The 16,652-nt window shown below is 48.7% G+C and carries 16 protein-coding genes; all 16 read left to right on the top strand.

What is annotated here, in order from left to right; translation table 11 throughout:
* Nucleotides 1–42: 42 nt before the first annotated feature.
* A complete protein-coding gene (locus HMPREF2551_RS02550; protein WP_070837001.1) occupies nucleotides 43–987 on the top strand; it encodes a VgrG-related protein in 945 nt (314 codons plus the stop codon).
* Between the two features lie 80 nt (nucleotides 988–1,067).
* Nucleotides 1,068–1,607, top strand: a complete 540-nt coding sequence (locus HMPREF2551_RS02545) for a hypothetical protein (protein ID WP_036493430.1) — start codon at nucleotides 1,068–1,070, stop codon at nucleotides 1,605–1,607.
* 30 nt (nucleotides 1,608–1,637) lie between these two features.
* The gene (gene murF / locus HMPREF2551_RS02540) at nucleotides 1,638–3,002 is read left to right on the top strand and encodes a UDP-N-acetylmuramoyl-tripeptide--D-alanyl-D-alanine ligase (RefSeq protein ID WP_070837000.1); all 1,365 of its coding nucleotides are present in this window, start codon (nucleotides 1,638–1,640) and stop codon (nucleotides 3,000–3,002) included.
* Nucleotides 3,003–3,017: 15 nt separating this feature from the next.
* Nucleotides 3,018–3,167, top strand: coding sequence for a hypothetical protein (locus HMPREF2551_RS10575; protein WP_049322572.1), 150 nt, complete (start codon nucleotides 3,018–3,020; stop codon nucleotides 3,165–3,167).
* Nucleotides 3,168–3,267: 100 nt separating this feature from the next.
* Entirely contained in the window at nucleotides 3,268–4,350 is a 1,083-nt protein-coding gene (gene mraY / locus HMPREF2551_RS02535) for a phospho-N-acetylmuramoyl-pentapeptide-transferase (RefSeq protein ID WP_070836999.1), read from the top strand.
* A gap of 116 nt (nucleotides 4,351–4,466) precedes the next feature.
* On the top strand, nucleotides 4,467–4,955 hold the full coding sequence (locus HMPREF2551_RS02530) for a group II truncated hemoglobin (protein ID WP_070836998.1): 489 nt from the start codon (nucleotides 4,467–4,469) through the stop codon (nucleotides 4,953–4,955).
* Between the two features lie 52 nt (nucleotides 4,956–5,007).
* Entirely contained in the window at nucleotides 5,008–5,925 is a 918-nt protein-coding gene (locus tag HMPREF2551_RS02525) for an SEL1-like repeat protein (RefSeq protein ID WP_070836997.1), read from the top strand.
* 57 nt (nucleotides 5,926–5,982) lie between these two features.
* Nucleotides 5,983–7,242 (top strand): tetratricopeptide repeat protein, encoded by a 1,260-nt coding sequence (locus HMPREF2551_RS02520; RefSeq protein ID WP_070836996.1) that lies wholly within the window; start codon nucleotides 5,983–5,985, stop codon nucleotides 7,240–7,242.
* 87 nt (nucleotides 7,243–7,329) lie between these two features.
* On the top strand, nucleotides 7,330–8,667 hold the full coding sequence (gene murD / locus HMPREF2551_RS02515) for a UDP-N-acetylmuramoyl-L-alanine--D-glutamate ligase (RefSeq protein ID WP_070836995.1): 1,338 nt from the start codon (nucleotides 7,330–7,332) through the stop codon (nucleotides 8,665–8,667).
* Between the two features lie 13 nt (nucleotides 8,668–8,680).
* Nucleotides 8,681–9,241: a L,D-transpeptidase family protein gene (locus HMPREF2551_RS02510; RefSeq protein ID WP_070836994.1), complete on the top strand. Its 561-nt coding sequence runs from the start codon at nucleotides 8,681–8,683 to the stop codon at nucleotides 9,239–9,241.
* Between the two features lie 290 nt (nucleotides 9,242–9,531).
* The gene (locus HMPREF2551_RS02505; protein ID WP_070836993.1) at nucleotides 9,532–10,794 is read left to right on the top strand and encodes an FtsW/RodA/SpoVE family cell cycle protein; all 1,263 of its coding nucleotides are present in this window, start codon (nucleotides 9,532–9,534) and stop codon (nucleotides 10,792–10,794) included.
* A 4-nt stretch (nucleotides 10,795–10,798) separates the two neighbouring features.
* Nucleotides 10,799–11,866, top strand: coding sequence for an undecaprenyldiphospho-muramoylpentapeptide beta-N-acetylglucosaminyltransferase (murG, locus tag HMPREF2551_RS02500; RefSeq protein WP_070836992.1), 1,068 nt, complete (start codon nucleotides 10,799–10,801; stop codon nucleotides 11,864–11,866).
* Nucleotides 11,867–12,031: 165 nt separating this feature from the next.
* Nucleotides 12,032–13,441: a UDP-N-acetylmuramate--L-alanine ligase gene (murC, locus tag HMPREF2551_RS02495; protein ID WP_070836991.1), complete on the top strand. Its 1,410-nt coding sequence runs from the start codon at nucleotides 12,032–12,034 to the stop codon at nucleotides 13,439–13,441.
* Between the two features lie 88 nt (nucleotides 13,442–13,529).
* Nucleotides 13,530–14,444: a D-alanine--D-alanine ligase gene (locus tag HMPREF2551_RS02490; protein WP_070836990.1), complete on the top strand. Its 915-nt coding sequence runs from the start codon at nucleotides 13,530–13,532 to the stop codon at nucleotides 14,442–14,444.
* Nucleotides 14,434–15,153, top strand: coding sequence for a cell division protein FtsQ/DivIB (locus HMPREF2551_RS02485; protein WP_070824170.1), 720 nt, complete (start codon nucleotides 14,434–14,436; stop codon nucleotides 15,151–15,153). The genes HMPREF2551_RS02490 and HMPREF2551_RS02485 overlap by 11 nt, the downstream gene beginning before the upstream one ends.
* 74 nt (nucleotides 15,154–15,227) lie before the next feature.
* Nucleotides 15,228–16,481 (top strand): cell division protein FtsA, encoded by a 1,254-nt coding sequence (gene ftsA / locus HMPREF2551_RS02480; RefSeq protein ID WP_003682483.1) that lies wholly within the window; start codon nucleotides 15,228–15,230, stop codon nucleotides 16,479–16,481.
* Nucleotides 16,482–16,652: the final 171 nt, after the last annotated feature.

Here is a 16,652-nt window from a genome sequence, read left to right as displayed (position 1 = left end):
TATTTAAAATCTAGATTTGTTATTTAAGGAAAATTAATTAAGATGGCAACATATGAGCAAGAGCTTCAAAAAGCGCAACAGGAATTAGATAAATGGTTTTTAGGTAAAACTTCAAAGGGATATGAGTCAGGAAGTGGAGGACCTGCAACAATTTCTTCAGGAGTCGGTGACCCAGGAGGTGTTTCTTATGGTTCTTATCAATTATCTACTACTAAGGGGACACTTACAGAATACTTGAAATATAGCAATAACTATAATCATGCTTTTGATGGGCTAGAACCTAAAACAAAAGGGTTTGATCAAAAATGGAAAGATTTAGCAATCACTGATCCTAAATTTCATCAATCGCAACATGAGTTTATTGCTTCAAAACATTATCAACCCCAATTACAGGCATTGAAACAGGCAGGGTTTGATTTTTCTGAACGAGGAAAAGCCGTGCAAGATATGGTATGGAGTTTGGCTGTTCAGCACCGAAGCGGTACGATGAGTAAGATTGATCGTGGAGAGAAAGAGAGCGGCCTTGATTTTAAAACTGCAACTGATGCTGAAATAATTGAGGCTGTGTATGATAGTAAATTACGTCATTACAAACAAGATTTTAGGAGTTCTAGTCCAAAAGTCCAAGAGGGTGTTCGTAGGCGGATTTTATCGGAAAAAGCCGATTTGCTCCGATTAGATAGATATGAAAAATTGCTTGAAGGTCAGCAGCAGGAAAAAGAAAAAAATGCTGATAATGGTATCGAACAACATAAGCCTTTATCAAAATATGAGGAAACCCGCTCGATGCTTCAAGGTTTGCTAAACGATACTGACGGTTCATATGCCAAAAAGCTTCTAGCAAATAATCAGGAAGAAGTTGCTAGTTTTGGCGAGAAAATCCAAGGACGTATAGAACAAACAAAATTGCAAGAATTGACTGAACGTGAAGGCAGAAATACGCTGCAACAAGAGGAACAACAGCGGAATTTTTCCCGTTCTGTATAGTTTTTGTATGAATATTGGTAATTTAGTCTCCCTATGGAAGTTCAGCCATAGGGAGTTTAGATTGATATGTGAGATTAATAATGAATGAGCTTGATAGAGCTTCAGAGCAAATACAGAACCTTATGATCGATATGGTCATGGTTATGGAAAAATATAAAGAGAATAGTGGGAAAATTGTAGATAATATTCAAAAAGAACTAGATAGTTCTTTAAATCAGCAGCGAAAAATGATAGTTGATATGGTCAGGGATGATATCCTTCATCACGCTTCTACCCAAGTAAAGGCATACACTCAAAATATGGATGATGCACGGAAGCAGATGGTTGAGCAGGTGCGTGAATTTAATACTTATTTATGCGCAGTTAAAAGTGAAAACCAAAAAATATTTAGAATGACTGTATTGGGTATGGCACTTACTTTAACTATGTTAGTTCTCGGTGGTATTGCATTGGTTTTCTTCTATTCGAACATTATTTCTCAAAAGAAATTGGAGGCAGATATGCTGAATCGGATTAATAGTTCGGATATTGTTCGTTGCGGAGATAGTCTGTGTGCAAAAACAGGAAAGGCTGGAAATAATGGTTATCGGGTTATTCAACATCGATTTTCAGATAAATAAACAGTCATTTGATTATTAATTAAAAAAGCTATGAAACCATTAGACCTTAATTTTATTTGTCAAACCCTCGGCCTTCCGATGCCGTCTGAAAATCAACCCGTTTCACGCATCGTAACCGACAGCCGCGATATTCAGGATGGCGATGTTTTTTTCGCGCTTGCCGGTGAGCGCTTTGACGCGCATGACTTTGTTGAAGATGTATTGGCAGCGGGGGCAACGGCAGTTGTGGTTTCGCGCGAAGATTGTGCGGCTTTGAAAGGCGCGCTGAAGGTTGACGATACGCTTGTGGCTTTGCAAAAACTGGCGAAGGCGTGGCGTGAAAATGTGAATCCGTTTGTCTTTGGCATTACCGGCTCTTCCGGCAAAACAACGGTTAAAGAGATGTTGGCAGGCGTATTGCGTCATCGATTCGGTGATGAAGCTGTGTTGGCGACTGCCGGCAATTTCAACAATCATATCGGCCTGCCGCTGACTTTGTTGAAACTGAACGAAAAACACCGCTATGCCGTCATTGAAATGGGTATGAACCATTTTGGCGAATTGTCTTTGCTGACCCGAATCGCCGGTCCGAATGTTGCTCTGGTCAATAATGCTTTGCGCGCGCATGTCGGTTGCGGTTTTGATGGCGTCGGCGATATTGCCAAAGCCAAAAGTGAAATCTACGAAGGTTTGCTTTCAGACGGCGTTGCGCTGATTCCGTGCGAAGATGCCAATATCGCTACATTTGAAGCGGCTACTGCGCAATTGAACGCTCAGACTTTCGGCATTGCCAGTGGCGATGTCCATGCAGAAAATATTGAATTGAAACCGTTGTCTTGTGCGTTTGATTTGGTGCGAGGTAATGAACGTGTTGCCGTGGTCTTGCCGGCTCCCGGCCGTCACAATGTGCATAATGCCGTAGCGGCGGCGGCTCTGGCTTTGGCGGCAGGTTTGAGCCCCGCCGAAGTTTCAGACGGCCTGAAAAATTTCAGCAATATCAAAGGCCGTTTGAATATCAAGCAAGGCATTAAAGGCGCGACTTTGATTGACGATACTTATAATGCCAACCCTGACAGCATGAAAGCCGCCATTGATGTGCTCGCCGCTATGCCTGCGCCGCGTATTTTTGTGATGGGCGATATGGGCGAACTGGGCGAGGACGAAGCCGCCGCCATGCACGCCGAAGTTGGCGCGTATGCGCGGGATAAAGGCATCGAGGCCGCATATTTTGTCGGCGACAACAGCGTTGAAGCGGCAGAGACGTTTGGTGCGGAAGGTTTGTGGTTTGCAGACAAAGATCCGCTGATCCAAGTGTTGAACCACGATTTGCCTGAACGCGCTACTGTGCTGGTCAAAGGCTCACGCTTTATGAAGATGGAAGAAGTGGTTGAGGCATTGGCAGCAACAACCGCGTAAAAGGCCGTCTGAAATATGAAAAAGATTTTTCTATTGGCTGGTTTGCTGTTTGCCGCGTTTTATGCCGGAATGAAAGTACAGGCATTTATCTATGAAGATACCTGCTTGGACTTGGGAGGCGGAAAGAATCCCGGAAACTATCCGATTTGCGTGGTAGAGAAATAATCTTACTCAATAAGGCCGTCTGCAATTTCAGACGGCATACTGATTGATTTTTAATTGGGCATAAGCCCGCTGTAACAACAAAAACAAAAAAGGAAGTTCCATGTTTTTATGGCTCGCACATTTCAGTAACTGGTTAACCGGTCTGAATATTTTTCAATACACCACATTCCGCGCCGTCATGGCGGCTTTGACTGCTTTGGCGTTTTCCCTATTGCTTGGTCCGTGGACCATCCGCAAACTGACTGCGCTTAAAGTCGGCCAGGCAGTGCGCACCGACGGCCCGCAAACCCACCTCGTCAAAAACGGTACGCCAACCATGGGCGGCTCGCTGATTTTAACCGCCATTACCGTATCTACAATCTTATGGGGCAACTGGGCAAATCCTTATATTTGGATTCTCTTGGGCGTATTGCTTGCCACGGGCGCACTCGGTTTTTACGACGACTGGCGCAAAGTGGTTTATAAAGACCCTAACGGTGTTTCCGCCAAATTCAAAATGGTGTGGCAGTCCAGCGTCGCCATCATTGCCGGTTTGGCGTTGTTCTACCTTGCGACAAATTCCGCCAACAATATCCTGATTGTTCCCTTCTTCAAACAAGTTGCCTTGCCGCTTGGCGTAGTCGGCTTCTTGGTATTGTCCTACCTGACCATCGTCGGCACATCCAATGCCGTTAACCTGACCGACGGTTTGGACGGCTTGGCCGCCTTCCCCGTCGTCCTCGTTGCCGCCGGCCTTGCCATTTTTGCTTATGCCAGCGGCCACTCACAATTTGCACAATACCTGCAACTGCCTTACGTTGCCGGCGCGAACGAAGTCGTGATTTTCTGTACCGCCATGTGCGGCGCGTGTCTCGGTTTTTTGTGGTTTAACGCTTATCCGGCACAAGTCTTTATGGGCGACGTCGGCGCGCTCGCGCTTGGTGCGGCACTCGGTACTGTTGCCATCATCATCCGCCAAGAATTTGTCCTCGTCATCATGGGCGGCCTGTTTGTTGTTGAGGCCATTTCCGTTATGCTGCAGGTCGGTTGGTACAAACGCACCAAAAAACGCATTTTCCTGATGGCGCCGATTCATCATCATTACGAACAAAAAGGCTGGAAAGAAACCCAAGTCGTCGTCCGTTTCTGGATTATCACCATCGTCTTAGTGCTGATTGGTTTGAGTACCCTCAAAATCCGCTAAATTTCCAAAGGCCGTCTGAAAGTTTCAGACGGCCATTATGTAGGATAAGCATGCTTGTCTGAATCCTCTATTTCAAAAATAAATCCAGCAATAATCCACACAGAAAGTCCCCCAATATGTACCAATCTTTCGGCGGCGCAACCGGCATCCGCACCCTGACCGACCGTTTCTACGACTTGATGGAACTTGAGCCGAAATACCAAACCTTGCGCCAAATGCACGGCGAAGACATGACCCTGATACGCGAAAAGCTCTACGAATTTTTCAGCGGCTGGCTCGGCGGTCCACAACTCTTTGTCGAAAAATACGGCCATCCCCAACTGCGCGCCCGCCACATGCCTTTTGCCGTCAACGTACAAGTCCGCAACGAATGGATAGCCTGCTTTGCCCAAGCCATGAGTGAACTGGACATCGACAAAGCACTTGCCGAACCTGTTTTAATCCAAGTTTTTGCCATGGCAGATTGGTGTCGTAACCAAAACGAAGACGGTATCGAACCGCCCATGCCGCCGATGGCAGTTGATCCTTGGGTACGCGCACCGGAATTGCAGCAGATTTTGAGTAGCTATGGTGTAAACGGATTTTTTGAGGGATTTGCAGATTAAGTCTGTTTGAAATTGCTGCTATGACATTAAAGAATATAAGAGAGAATGTAAAATGAAAAATTGGTTAAGAAAGATAGCAGTTGCTTTGTTTGGATTCGGACAGATAGCTAATGCAAGTGATATCCCAAATTTTGCAGAAACAGAGCAAGAAGCCAAACAAGGGAATGCTGCATCCCAATTTAATTTAGGTTTGATGTATTACTTGGGGAAAGGGGCACCAAAAGATTATAAACAGGCAGAACATTGGTTCCGTAGAGCAGCAGAACAGGGGGATGTTGAAGCGCAGAGCAATCTAGGGGGATTGTATTATAAGGGGCAAGGTGTTGTCCAAGATTATGAGCAAGCCAAATATTGGTTTCAAAAAGCTGCTGTACAAGGCTTTGCTAAAGCCCAGTATGATTTAGGAACAATCTATTTTTTTGGTAAAGGCATTGAACAAGATTATGATCAAGCAGCTCGATGGTATGAAAAGGCGGCAGAACAAGGGTATCTTGATGCCCAATACAATTTAGCCATTATGTATGATAACGGATTAGGTGTCAGTAAAGCTCCTGAGAAGGCGTTCCAATGGTATCGAAAGGCGGCGGAGCAGGGAGATAATCAAGCACAATATACTGTGGCTACAAGGTATATGCATGGTTTAGGCGTGCAAAAAGATTTTAAACAGGCGGTACAATGGTTACGTCGTGCAGCAGATCAAGAAAATATCAAAGCTCAACTTGATCTTGGCGTGGCTTATCATAATGGATTTGGTGTTCGTCAAGATGAAAAGCAGGCCTTATATTGGTATCGTAAAGCAGCCGAGCAAGGAAGTTCTGAGGCCCAATATAATTTAGGTGTTATGTATCATTACGGACAAGGTGTTCCTCAAAATCAATCTGTTGCTAAAGAATGGTTTAGCAAGGCATGCCATAATGGATCGCAACAGGGCTGTGATGCTTATCAAAAATTGGATCAGACAGGATATTGAATCTTTTTAAAAGCCGTCTGAAAACTAGGATAAAACAGAAACAATAATTGGAATGTGATGGATTTTAGAATGAAGGTTTCGATGAGAAAAATAATAATGGGCGTGATGGCTTGCTTTGGGTTAGGGCAGGCAGCTTTAGCTGAGAGTATTTCAGATTTTAAGAATATGCTGAGAGCTGCGGAGCAAGGAGATCCAGAAGCTCAATTAAGTATTGGAGCAATGTATGCCAATGGACAAGGTATTAGTCAAGACCACAGACTAGCAGTGCAGTGGTTTCATAAGGCAGCAGAGCAAGAGAATGCTCAAGCTCAATTTAACTTGGGTGTAATGTATCAGCTAGGGCAGGGTGTTGGTCAAGATTATGTACAGGCGGCAGAATGGTATCGTAAGGCTGCCGAACAGGGTGATACTGGAGCCCAAAATAATTTGGGTATGCTGTATCAAAATGGACAGGGTGTTAGTCAAGACTATGCTCAAGCTGCAAAATGGTTTCATAGGGCTGCAGATCAGGAAAACACAGCTGCTCAGTTAAATTTGGGTATGCTGTATGCTAATGGGCAAGGTGTCGAGCAAGACTATGCACAGGCGTTAAAATGGTTTCGTAGAGCTGCAGAACATGGGGATGCGGCAGGTCAATATAATTTGGGTTTAGCATATGCAAATGGGCGAGGAGTCCGTCAAAACGATGCGCAGGCAGTGCAGTGGTTTCGCAAGGCTGCAGAACAAGGGTATGCCGATGCCCAATATAATTTGGGCCTTATGTATTACAAAGGCGAAGGAGTTCGTCAGGATTATATACAGGCGGTGCAGTGGGTTCGTAGGGCTGCAGAACAAGGGTATGCCAAAGCCCAATATAATTTGGGTGTGGCGTATGAACAAGGGCCAGGAGTCCATCAAGACTATGCACAGGCGGTGCAGTGGTATCGAAAGGCTGCAGAACAAGGGCATGCTCAAGCCCAAGTTAATTTGGGTTTGGCGTATGCCGATGGGCGAGGAGTCCGTCAAGACTATACACAGGCAGTGCAGTGGTATCGCAAGGCGGCAGCACAAAGGGATGCCAAAGCCCAATATAATTTGGGTGTGATGTATGCCGATGGGCGAGGAGTCCGTCAAGACTATACACAGGCAGTGCAGTGGTTTCGCAAGGCTGCGGAACAAGGGGATGCCAAAGCCCAATACAATTTAGGTATAGCCTATGAGTCTGGACGCGGCGTGCGCCAAGACAGCGCCCTTGCCCAAGAATGGTACGGTAAGGCTTGCGACAACGGAGACCAAAAAGGCTGCGACAATTACCGCCGTTTGAAGCTGGGTTATTGATCGGCTGTAAAATGCCGTCTGAAAGCGGCTTGAGCAGGAGCGGACATCCCCCCTGCACAATATGATTTGTTTTAGGACAAAACCAAAATGACTTTTCAAAACAAAAAAATCCTCGTCGCCGGGCTTGGCGGCACGGGTATTTCCATGATTGCCTATCTGCGCAAAAACGGTGCGGAGGTGGCTGCGTATGATGCGGAGCTGAAAGCCGAGCGCGTGTTGCAAATCGGTAAGATGTTTGACGGGCTGGTGTTTTATACGGGCCGTCTGAAAGATGCACTGGATAACGGTTTCGATATTCTGGCGCTCAGTCCCGGCATCAGCGAGCGGCAGCCGGATATTGAGGCCTTCAAGCAAAACGGCGGGCGCGTGTTGGGCGACATCGAATTGCTGGCGGACATTGTGAACCGTCGCGGCGACAAGGTGATTGCGATTACCGGCAGCAACGGCAAAACGACGGTAACGAGCCTGGTCGGCTATCTCTGCATCAAGTGCGGGCTGGATACCGTTATCGCGGGCAATATCGGTACGCCGGTTTTGGAGGCGGAATTGCAGCGCGAAGGCAAAAAGGCGGACGTGTGGGTGTTGGAGCTTTCCAGTTTCCAACTGGAAAACACCGAAAGCCTGCGCCCGACTGCGGCGACGGTACTGAACATCTCCGAAGACCATCTTGACCGCTACGACGACTTGCTCGACTACGCGCATACCAAGGCCAAGATTTTCCGTGGCGGTGGCGTGCAGGTTTTAAATTCAGACGACGTGTTCTGCCGCGCCATGAAGCGCGCCGGGCGCGAGGTGAAATGGTTTTCGTTGGAACACGAAGCCGATTTTTGGTTGGAGCGCGAAACGGGTCGTCTGAAACAAGGCGATGAAGATTTGATTGCCACGCAGGACATCCCGCTGCAAGGCTTGCACAACGCCGCCAACGTCATGGCTGCCGTGGCTTTATGTGAGGCTATCGGTTTGCCGCGAAATGAATTGCTCGAACACGTTAAAACCTTCCAAGGCCTGCCGCACCGCGTGGAAAAAGTCGGCGAGAAAAACGGCGTAGTGTTCATCGACGACAGCAAAGGCACGAATGTCGGCGCGACCGCCGCCGCGATTGCCGGTTTGCAAAATCCGCTCTTCGTCATTTTGGGCGGCATGGGCAAAGGGCAGGACTTCACGCCCCTGCGCGACGCGCTTGCCGGTAAGGCAAAAGGCGTGTTTCTGATTGGTGTCGATGCGCCGCAAATCCGCCGCGATTTGGACGGCTGCGGTCTGAATATGATCGACTGCACCACTTTGGAAGAAGCCGTTCAGAGGGCATACGCCCAAGCCGAAGCAGGCGATATCGTGTTGCTCAGCCCAGCTTGTGCGAGCTTTGATATGTTCAAAGGCTATGCGCACCGTTCGGAAGTGTTTGTCGAGGCGTTCAAAGCTTTGTAAGGCCGTCTGAAAGATGAAAGTCGGGTTGAAAATCGGCTTGGTGGCAGTCGTGCTTTTGGCTGTCGCCGCTTTGGTGTTTTGGTTTGCCGCGCCGATTCGTTCCACGACAACCGTTGCCACGCCAAGTGAAGCGCCGTTGCCTGAAGATGCGGTTATCGACAGGTTGGTCGTGCATAAAAGCAAGCGCACCATGTCGGCGTACTCGCAAGGCAAGTTGCTGAAAACCTATCCCATTTCGTTGGGCAAGCAACCGGTCGGGCATAAACAGTTTGAAGGCGACGGCAAAACGCCCGAAGGGAAATACCGCATTAATGAGCGTAATCCCAATAGCGGCTACCATAAAAATCTCGGCGTTTCTTACCCCAACGAAGCCGACAAAGCCTACGCTGCGGCACAAGGCAAAAGCCCGGGTGGGCTGATTAAAATCCACGGCATGAAAAACGGCTGGGGTTTTATCGGCAAAAAACACCTGCAAAAAGACTGGACCAACGGCTGCATCGCGGTAACGGACGAAGAAGTCGACGAACTCTACCGCAGCGTAAAGCACAATGCGGAAATTGAGATTCTGCCGTAGGTTCTATGCCTGTTGAAGTGATGGGGCAGGTTGGAAACTTGTATTCGATTGCTTGTCAGGCCGTCTGAAAACTCGGCAGGGTAGGGGATTTGATGCCGGGGTTTTATCTCAAACAAACCGCTCGTCATCCCTCAAGATAGGTCAACACGTTTTCTCTTTTCTAACCGTAGATTCTGAATTGTTGGTTTGGAAATAAACCTTTAAAATAACGTTAATTCATTTTTTCAGACGGCCTCTTGCCCATTTGCAGGCCGTCTGAATATTTTATTCAAGCCGTTACGGATGTTTTCATGATTAGTCTTTCCAAAATGCTTGACCGGCCGATTGCGCGCGATGGTCGGAAGTTTGATGTTTCTCTCTTGTGGATGGTCGTTTTGATGACGACCTTCAGCTTGGTAATGATTTATTCGGCCTCTATTGCATATGCGGCATCGGATGGGGGCAGCCAGTTTTCTTTTGTGTCCAAACAGGCAATGTTTATCCTGTTTACGGTGGCCATGTGCTTGCCGCTTTTCCTGTTGAAGATGAGCTTTTGGCGGCGGATTATTCCGTTTTATTTTGTCGTTTCCGGTTTGCTGTTGTTGCTGGTATTGTTTGTCGGCCGTGAGATTAACGGCGCGACGCGCTGGATTCATATCGGACCGCTCAACTTGCAACCGACTGAATTTTTCAAATTGGCGACGGTCTTGTATTTGTCCAGCCTGTTTACGCGCCGTGAAGAAATGTTGCGCGATTTGGATTCTTTGGGTTGGTCGTCTTTGTTTACCGGTATTGGCGATTTGGTGTGCAGCCCTTTTAAAAGTGAAGCTTGGGTAAGGGTGAAGGAACGCTTCCGTAAGTTTAAAACCCTAATTCTGCCGATTATGTCGGTGGCGGTCGGTTTGGTTTTGATTATGGGTCAGCCGGATTTCGGCTCGTTTGTCGTGATTGTCGTGATTACCATGGGTATGCTGTTTTTGGCAGGCTTTCCGTGGAAGTATTTTGCCGTATTGGTGGCGACCGTTGTGGGCGGAATGGGTTTGCTGATTTTGGCCGCGCCTTACCGTATGGCGCGTGTGGCGGCGTTTTTGGACCCGTGGAGCGATCCTCTGGGTAAAGGCTATCAGTTGACACATTCTTTGATGGCGATTGCGCGCGGCGGCTGGTTTGGCGAGGGTTTGGGCGCAAGTTTGGAAAAACGTTTCTATCTGCCGGAAGCGCACACGGACTTTATTTTTGCCGTCATCGGCGAAGAATTCGGCTTTTTAGGGATGCTGGTTTTGGTGTTCTGCTACGGCTGGCTGGTATGGCGTGCGTTTTCCATCGGCAAACAGGCGCGTGATTCGGGCTTGATGTTTAGCGCGTACATTGCCAACGGCATCGGTATTTGGATTGGTATTCAAAGTTTCTTCAATATCGGTGTAAACATCGGTATCCTGCCCACTAAAGGTCTGACTTTGCCGTTTATGTCTTACGGCGGTTCGGCTGTCTTTATCATGCTGGTGTGCGTTACTTTGTTATTGCGCATTGATTATGAAAACCGCCAAAAAATGCGCGGTTATTCGGTGGAGTAAAACCATGAGCGGTAAAACTTTTATGCTGATGGCCGGCGGTACGGGCGGCCATATTTTCCCTGCATTGGCGGTTGCCGAGTCGCTGCAAAAGCGCGGCCATCATGTGATTTGGCTGGGCAGTCAGGATTCGATGGAAGAGCGCATCGTGCCGCAATACGGCATACGCTTGGAAACGCTGGCCATTAAAGGCATCCGCGGCAACGGCATCAAGCGTAAGCTGATGTTGCCGTTTACGCTGTATAAAACCGTCCGCGCGGCGCAGCAGATTATTAAGAAACACCGTGTTGAGTGTGTTATCGGTTTTGGCGGTTTCGTTACTTTCCCCGGCGGCGTAGCGGCAAAAATTTCCGGGGTGCCGATTGTGATTCACGAGCAAAACGCCGTAGCCGGTTTGTCCAACCGCCAACTGTCGCGCTGGGCAAAACGTGTTCTGTATGCTTTCCCCAAAGCCTTTCAACATGAAGGCGGATTGGTGGGTAACCCTGTCCGTGCCGATATTGCGGCATTGCCTGTTCCTGAAGAACGCTTTGAAAACCGTCAAGGCCGTCTGAAAGTTTTGGTGGTGGGCGGCAGTTTGGGTGCGGATGTGTTGAACAAAACCGTTCCGCAAGCTTTGGCATTGTTGCCTGAGGAAGTACGTCCGCAAATGTATCATCAGTCCGGCCGCAATAAATTGGGCAACCTGCAGGCGGATTACGATGCGTTGGGTGTGCAAGCCGAGTGCGTCGAATTTATTACCGATATGGTATCCGCCTACCGCGATGCCGATTTGGTAATTTGCCGTGCCGGCGCGCTGACGATTGCCGAGCTGACGGCTGCCGGTTTGGGTGCGTTGCTGGTGCCGTATCCGCACGCGGTGGACGACCACCAAACAGCCAATGCGCGTTTTATGGTGCAGGCTGAAGCCGGTTTGTTGCTGCCTCAAACCCAGTTGACGGCAGAAAAGCTGGCCAAAATCCTCGGTGGATTAAGCCGTGAAAAATGCCTGAAATGGGCGAAAAATGCCCGTACCTTGGCGTTGCCGCACAGTGCGGACGATGTGGCGGAAATTGCCATATCCTGTACCGAATAAGCAGGCAGACTTTGTTCAAGGCCGTCTGAAAAGTTGATTAACGGCGTTTCAGACGGCCTTTATTGCTTTTGTTAAAATTCCTTTACAATAAAAGCATAGCGCAGAAGCGGATAGCCCTTTAAAATAACGTCTTTACGCACTAAAAACCAACCGGAACGCAACATTATGATGAAAAATCGAGTGACCAACATCCATTTTGTCGGAATCGGCGGCGTCGGCATGAGCGGTATTGCCGAAGTCTTACACAATTTGGGCTTTAAAGTTTCCGGTTCGGATCAGGCGCGTAATGCCGTTACCGAGCATTTGAGCGCTCTCGGCATCCAAGTTTATCCCGGCCATACTGCCGAACACGTCAATGGCGCCGACGTGGTTGTTACCTCTACCGCCGTCAAAAAAGACAATCCCGAAGTCGTCGCTGCGCTGGAGCGGCAGATTCCCGTGATTCCGCGCGCGCTGATGTTGGCAGAATTGATGCGCTTCCGTGATGGTATCGCCATTGCCGGTACGCACGGCAAAACCACAACCACCAGCCTGACTGCTTCTATTCTCGGTGCGGCAGGACTCGACCCGACTTTTGTTATCGGCGGCAAGCTCAATGCCGCTGGTACCAACGCCCGTTTGGGTAAAGGCGAATACATTGTTGCCGAAGCCGACGAATCCGATGCTTCTTTTCTGTATCTGACGCCGATTATGTCCGTCGTAACCAATATCGACGAAGACCATATGGACACTTACGGACACAGCGTTGAGAAACTGCATCAGGCGTTTGTGGACTTCATCCACCGTATGCCGTTCTATGGCAAAGCCTTTTTGTGTATCGACAGCGAACACGTCCGCGCGATTTTGCCGAAAATCAGCAAACCTTACGCCACTTACGGCTTGGACGATACTGCCGATATCTACGCGACCGATATTGAAAACGTCGGCGCGCAAATGAAATTTACCGTTCATGTTCAAATGAAAGGACATGAGCAAGAGCCGTTTGAAGTTGTTTTAAATATGCCCGGCCGCCACAACGTCCTCAATGCGTTGGCGGCTATCGGCGTTGCGCTGGAAGTTGGTGCATCGGTTGAAGCCATTCAAAAAGGTTTGCTCGGCTTTGAAGGTGTCGGCCGCCGTTTCCAAAAATATGGCGACATCAAATTGCCAAACGGCGGAACCGCGCTGCTGGTGGACGATTATGGGCACCATCCCGTCGAAATGGCGGCAACTCTGGCCGCCGCACGTGGCGCATACCCTGAAAAACGCTTGGTCTTGGCTTTCCAACCGCACCGCTATACCCGCACGCGCGATTTGTTTGAAGACTTTACCAAAGTCCTTAATACTGTCGATGCGCTGGTGTTGACCGAAGTTTATGCCGCAGGCGAAGAGCCGATTGCCGCAGCCGATTCCCGCGCCTTGGCACGCGCCATCCGCGTATTGGGCAAACTTGAGCCGATTTACTGCGAAAACGTTGCCGACCTGCCGCAAATGCTGCTGAATGTTTTGCAGGATGGCGATGTCGTACTGAATATGGGTGCCGGCAGCATCAACCGCGTTCCGTCTGCATTGGTGGAATTGTCGAAACAATCATAATAAACAGGCATATTTGCCTTTGAGGACACATAGGTCGTCTGAACAATATTTCAGACGGCCTGTATCAGTATTTAAGAAAGTAGAAATTATGCAGAATTTTGGCAAAGTGGCCGTGTTGATGGGCGGCTTCTCCAGCGAGCGCGAAGTTTCTCTGGACAGCGGCGCCGCTATTTTGGCTGCCTTGAAAAGCAAAGGCGTCGATGCCCATGCGTTCGACCCCAAAGAAACCCCGTTGTCTGAATTGAAAACCCAAGGGTTTCAGACGGCCTTCAATATTTTGCACGGCACTTTCGGCGAAGATGGCGCGATTCAAGGCGCGTTGGAACTGATGGGTATTCCTTATACCGGCAGCGGTGTGGCCGCTTCCGCGCTGGGTATGGACAAATACCGCTGCAAACTGATTTGGCAGGCCGTGGGTTTGCCTGTTCCTGAGTTTGCCATATTGCATGACGACAGCGACTTTGATGCCGTTGAAGAAAAATTGGGCCTGCCGATGTTTGTGAAACCCGCCGCGGAAGGCAGCAGCGTCGGTGTGGTAAAAGTCAAAGAAAAAGGCCGTCTGAAAAGCGTTTACGAAGAATTGAAACATTTGCAGGGCGAAATTATTGCCGAATGCTTTATCGGCGGCGGCGAGTATTCTTGCCCGGTATTGAACGGCAAAGGCCTGCCGAGCATTCATATTATTCCGGCTACCGAGTTTTACGATTACGAAGCCAAATACAACCGCGACGATACGGTTTATCAATGCCCGTCGGAAGATTTGAGCGAGGATGAGGAAAATCTGATGCGCGAACTGGCCGTACGTGGCGCGCAGGCGATTGGTGCGGACGGCTGTTCGCGCGTGGACTTCCTGAAAGATACGGACGGTAAGCTGTATCTTTTGGAAATCAATACCTTGCCCGGTATGACCAGCCACAGTTTGGTGCCAAAATCTGCAGCCCATACCGGCGTAGATTTTGCTGATTTATGTATTGAGATTTTGAAGACCGCTCATGTGGGATGATGCAGGCGCACTGGGTCGGCTGACCCGCCGGCTATTGTTGTTGATGGCCTTTCTGCTGATAGGTTCGGGCATAGCTTGGCTTTACAATTCCAAATATTTTCCTGTGAAACAGATTGCTATTCAGGGTAAGCTGAAATATGCTTCCGGCAAAGAATTGCAAACTGTTGCAAGAGAGCATATCAGGGGTAATATGTTCCGCGCCGATATTGATTCGGCACAGGCCGCTTTTCAGGAGTTGCCTTGGATTGACTCGGCAATGGTGCGCCGCCGTTTTCCGGAAACCGTGGAAATTATCCTGACCGAGCGCGTGCCGGTTGCACACTGGCGCGCTGGCGGCTTGGTGGACAGTAAGGGTAATGTGTTTGCCGCAAGCCTGAAACAGGATCTACCTATATTTGAAGGGCAGCAGGGGACAGGCAAAGACATGGTCAAACATTATGCGGACTTTTCCGGTATTTTGAGTCCGTTGAAACTGACCATCAAAGAATTGATCTACACGCCGCGTTCGGCATGGCTGCTTGTATTGGACAACGGCATTACCGTGCGCTTGGGGCGTGAAAACGAAATCAAACGTTTGCAGCAGTTTGCCCAGATTTGGCCGTCGCTGCTGCGTAAAAAACAAAGTCGTATCGAGTATGTCGATATGCGTTATAAGGATGGTTTTTCAGTCCGTTACAGGCCGTCTGAAAACCCTTCCGACAGTGAATAGCCGATTAGACGTGAAGCAATCTTGTTTCAAAAATAATCAAACCGTCAGTCAGACAACATAGCGAACGAGCAATTATGGAACAACAACAAAATAAATATATCAGTGCCTTAGACATTGGTACGTCCAAGGTCATCGCCTTAATCGGCGAGATTCGGGAAGATAATGAAATCCACATTGTCGGCTTGGGTCAAAGTCCTTCACGCGGCCTGCGTGCAGGTATGGTGACCAATATCGACGCTACCGCGCAAGCCATTCGTCAGGCGGTAGAAGATGCCGAGTTGATGGCAGATACCAAAATTTCCCACGTTGTCACCGGTATTGCCGGTAACCATATCCGCAGCCTGAATTCACAAGGCGTGGTCAAAATTAAAGATGGCGAAGTATCGCAAGCCGACATCGATCGTGCCATCGAAACAGCCAAAGCCATCAATATTCCGCCTGATCACAATATCTTGCATACCGTGGTTCAAGAGTACATCATCGACAACCAACCCGGTGTGAAAGAGCCTATCGGCATGAGCGGCGTGCGTTTGGATACCCGTGTACACATCATTACCGGTGCGAACACTGCTTTGCAAAATATCCAAAAATGTATCCAACGCTGCGGCCTGCAAATGGATCAAATCATGCTTCAGCCTTTGGCAAGCGGTCATGCCGTTTTGACTGAAGACGAAAAAGATTTGGGCGTGTGCGTCATCGATATCGGCGGCGGTACAACCGACATCGCGGTTTATACCAATGGCGCCATCCGCCATACTGCGGTTATTCCCGTTGCCGGCGATTTGATTACCAAAGACTTGGCGCAAGCCCTGCGTACGCCGCACAGTGCCGCCGAGTACATCAAAATCCATTACGGTGCTGCGATTCCGACTATGGACGGCTTGGATGAAATGATTGAAGTTCCTAGTGTTGGCGACCGTCAATCACGTCAAATTTCACGCCGCGTATTGGCTGAAATCATTGGCCCGCGCGTAGAAGAGATTTTGGAATTGACGCTGAACGAATTGCGCCGTTCCGGCTTCCCAGAAGAAGTGTTGACTTCCGGTATCGTTTTGACCGGTGGTGCTTCTATGTTGACAGGCATTGTTGAGTTGGCGGAAGAAGTCTTTAATTTGCCGGCACGTATCGGTGTTCCGCAGGAAATGGGCGGCGTATCCGAGCGTATCCGCAATCCACGCTATTCAACAGCGATTGGCCTGCTTCAGACGGCCTATGCTGCCGAAGAGGGGGAGCAAACCAGCCGAACAGGTGCGATTGCCCTGAATGATTCAGGCAAAAAAATGGGTCTGTGGGAAAAAATCCAAAGATTCTTCAGAGACAATTTCTAATAAAAGCGTTCAGGGCAGACGGTGTAGCAACTGTTTGTCCTGAATATTTAAGTGGAATTAAGCGGTTTTAAATAATTGCTAAGTGAATAATTTAAAACTTGTATATTTTCTGTTAAAAATTGTAGTAAAAATATAACGCCGACAGTCGGATGATAAGAAGATTTTTGCCAG

The organism is Neisseria sp. HMSC066H01 (genome assembly GCF_001837375.1).
GTDB lineage: Bacteria > Pseudomonadota > Gammaproteobacteria > Burkholderiales > Neisseriaceae > Neisseria.
Note: the sequence above shows the minus strand (reverse complement) of the source record. Positions and strands in the feature narration are given on the sequence as shown.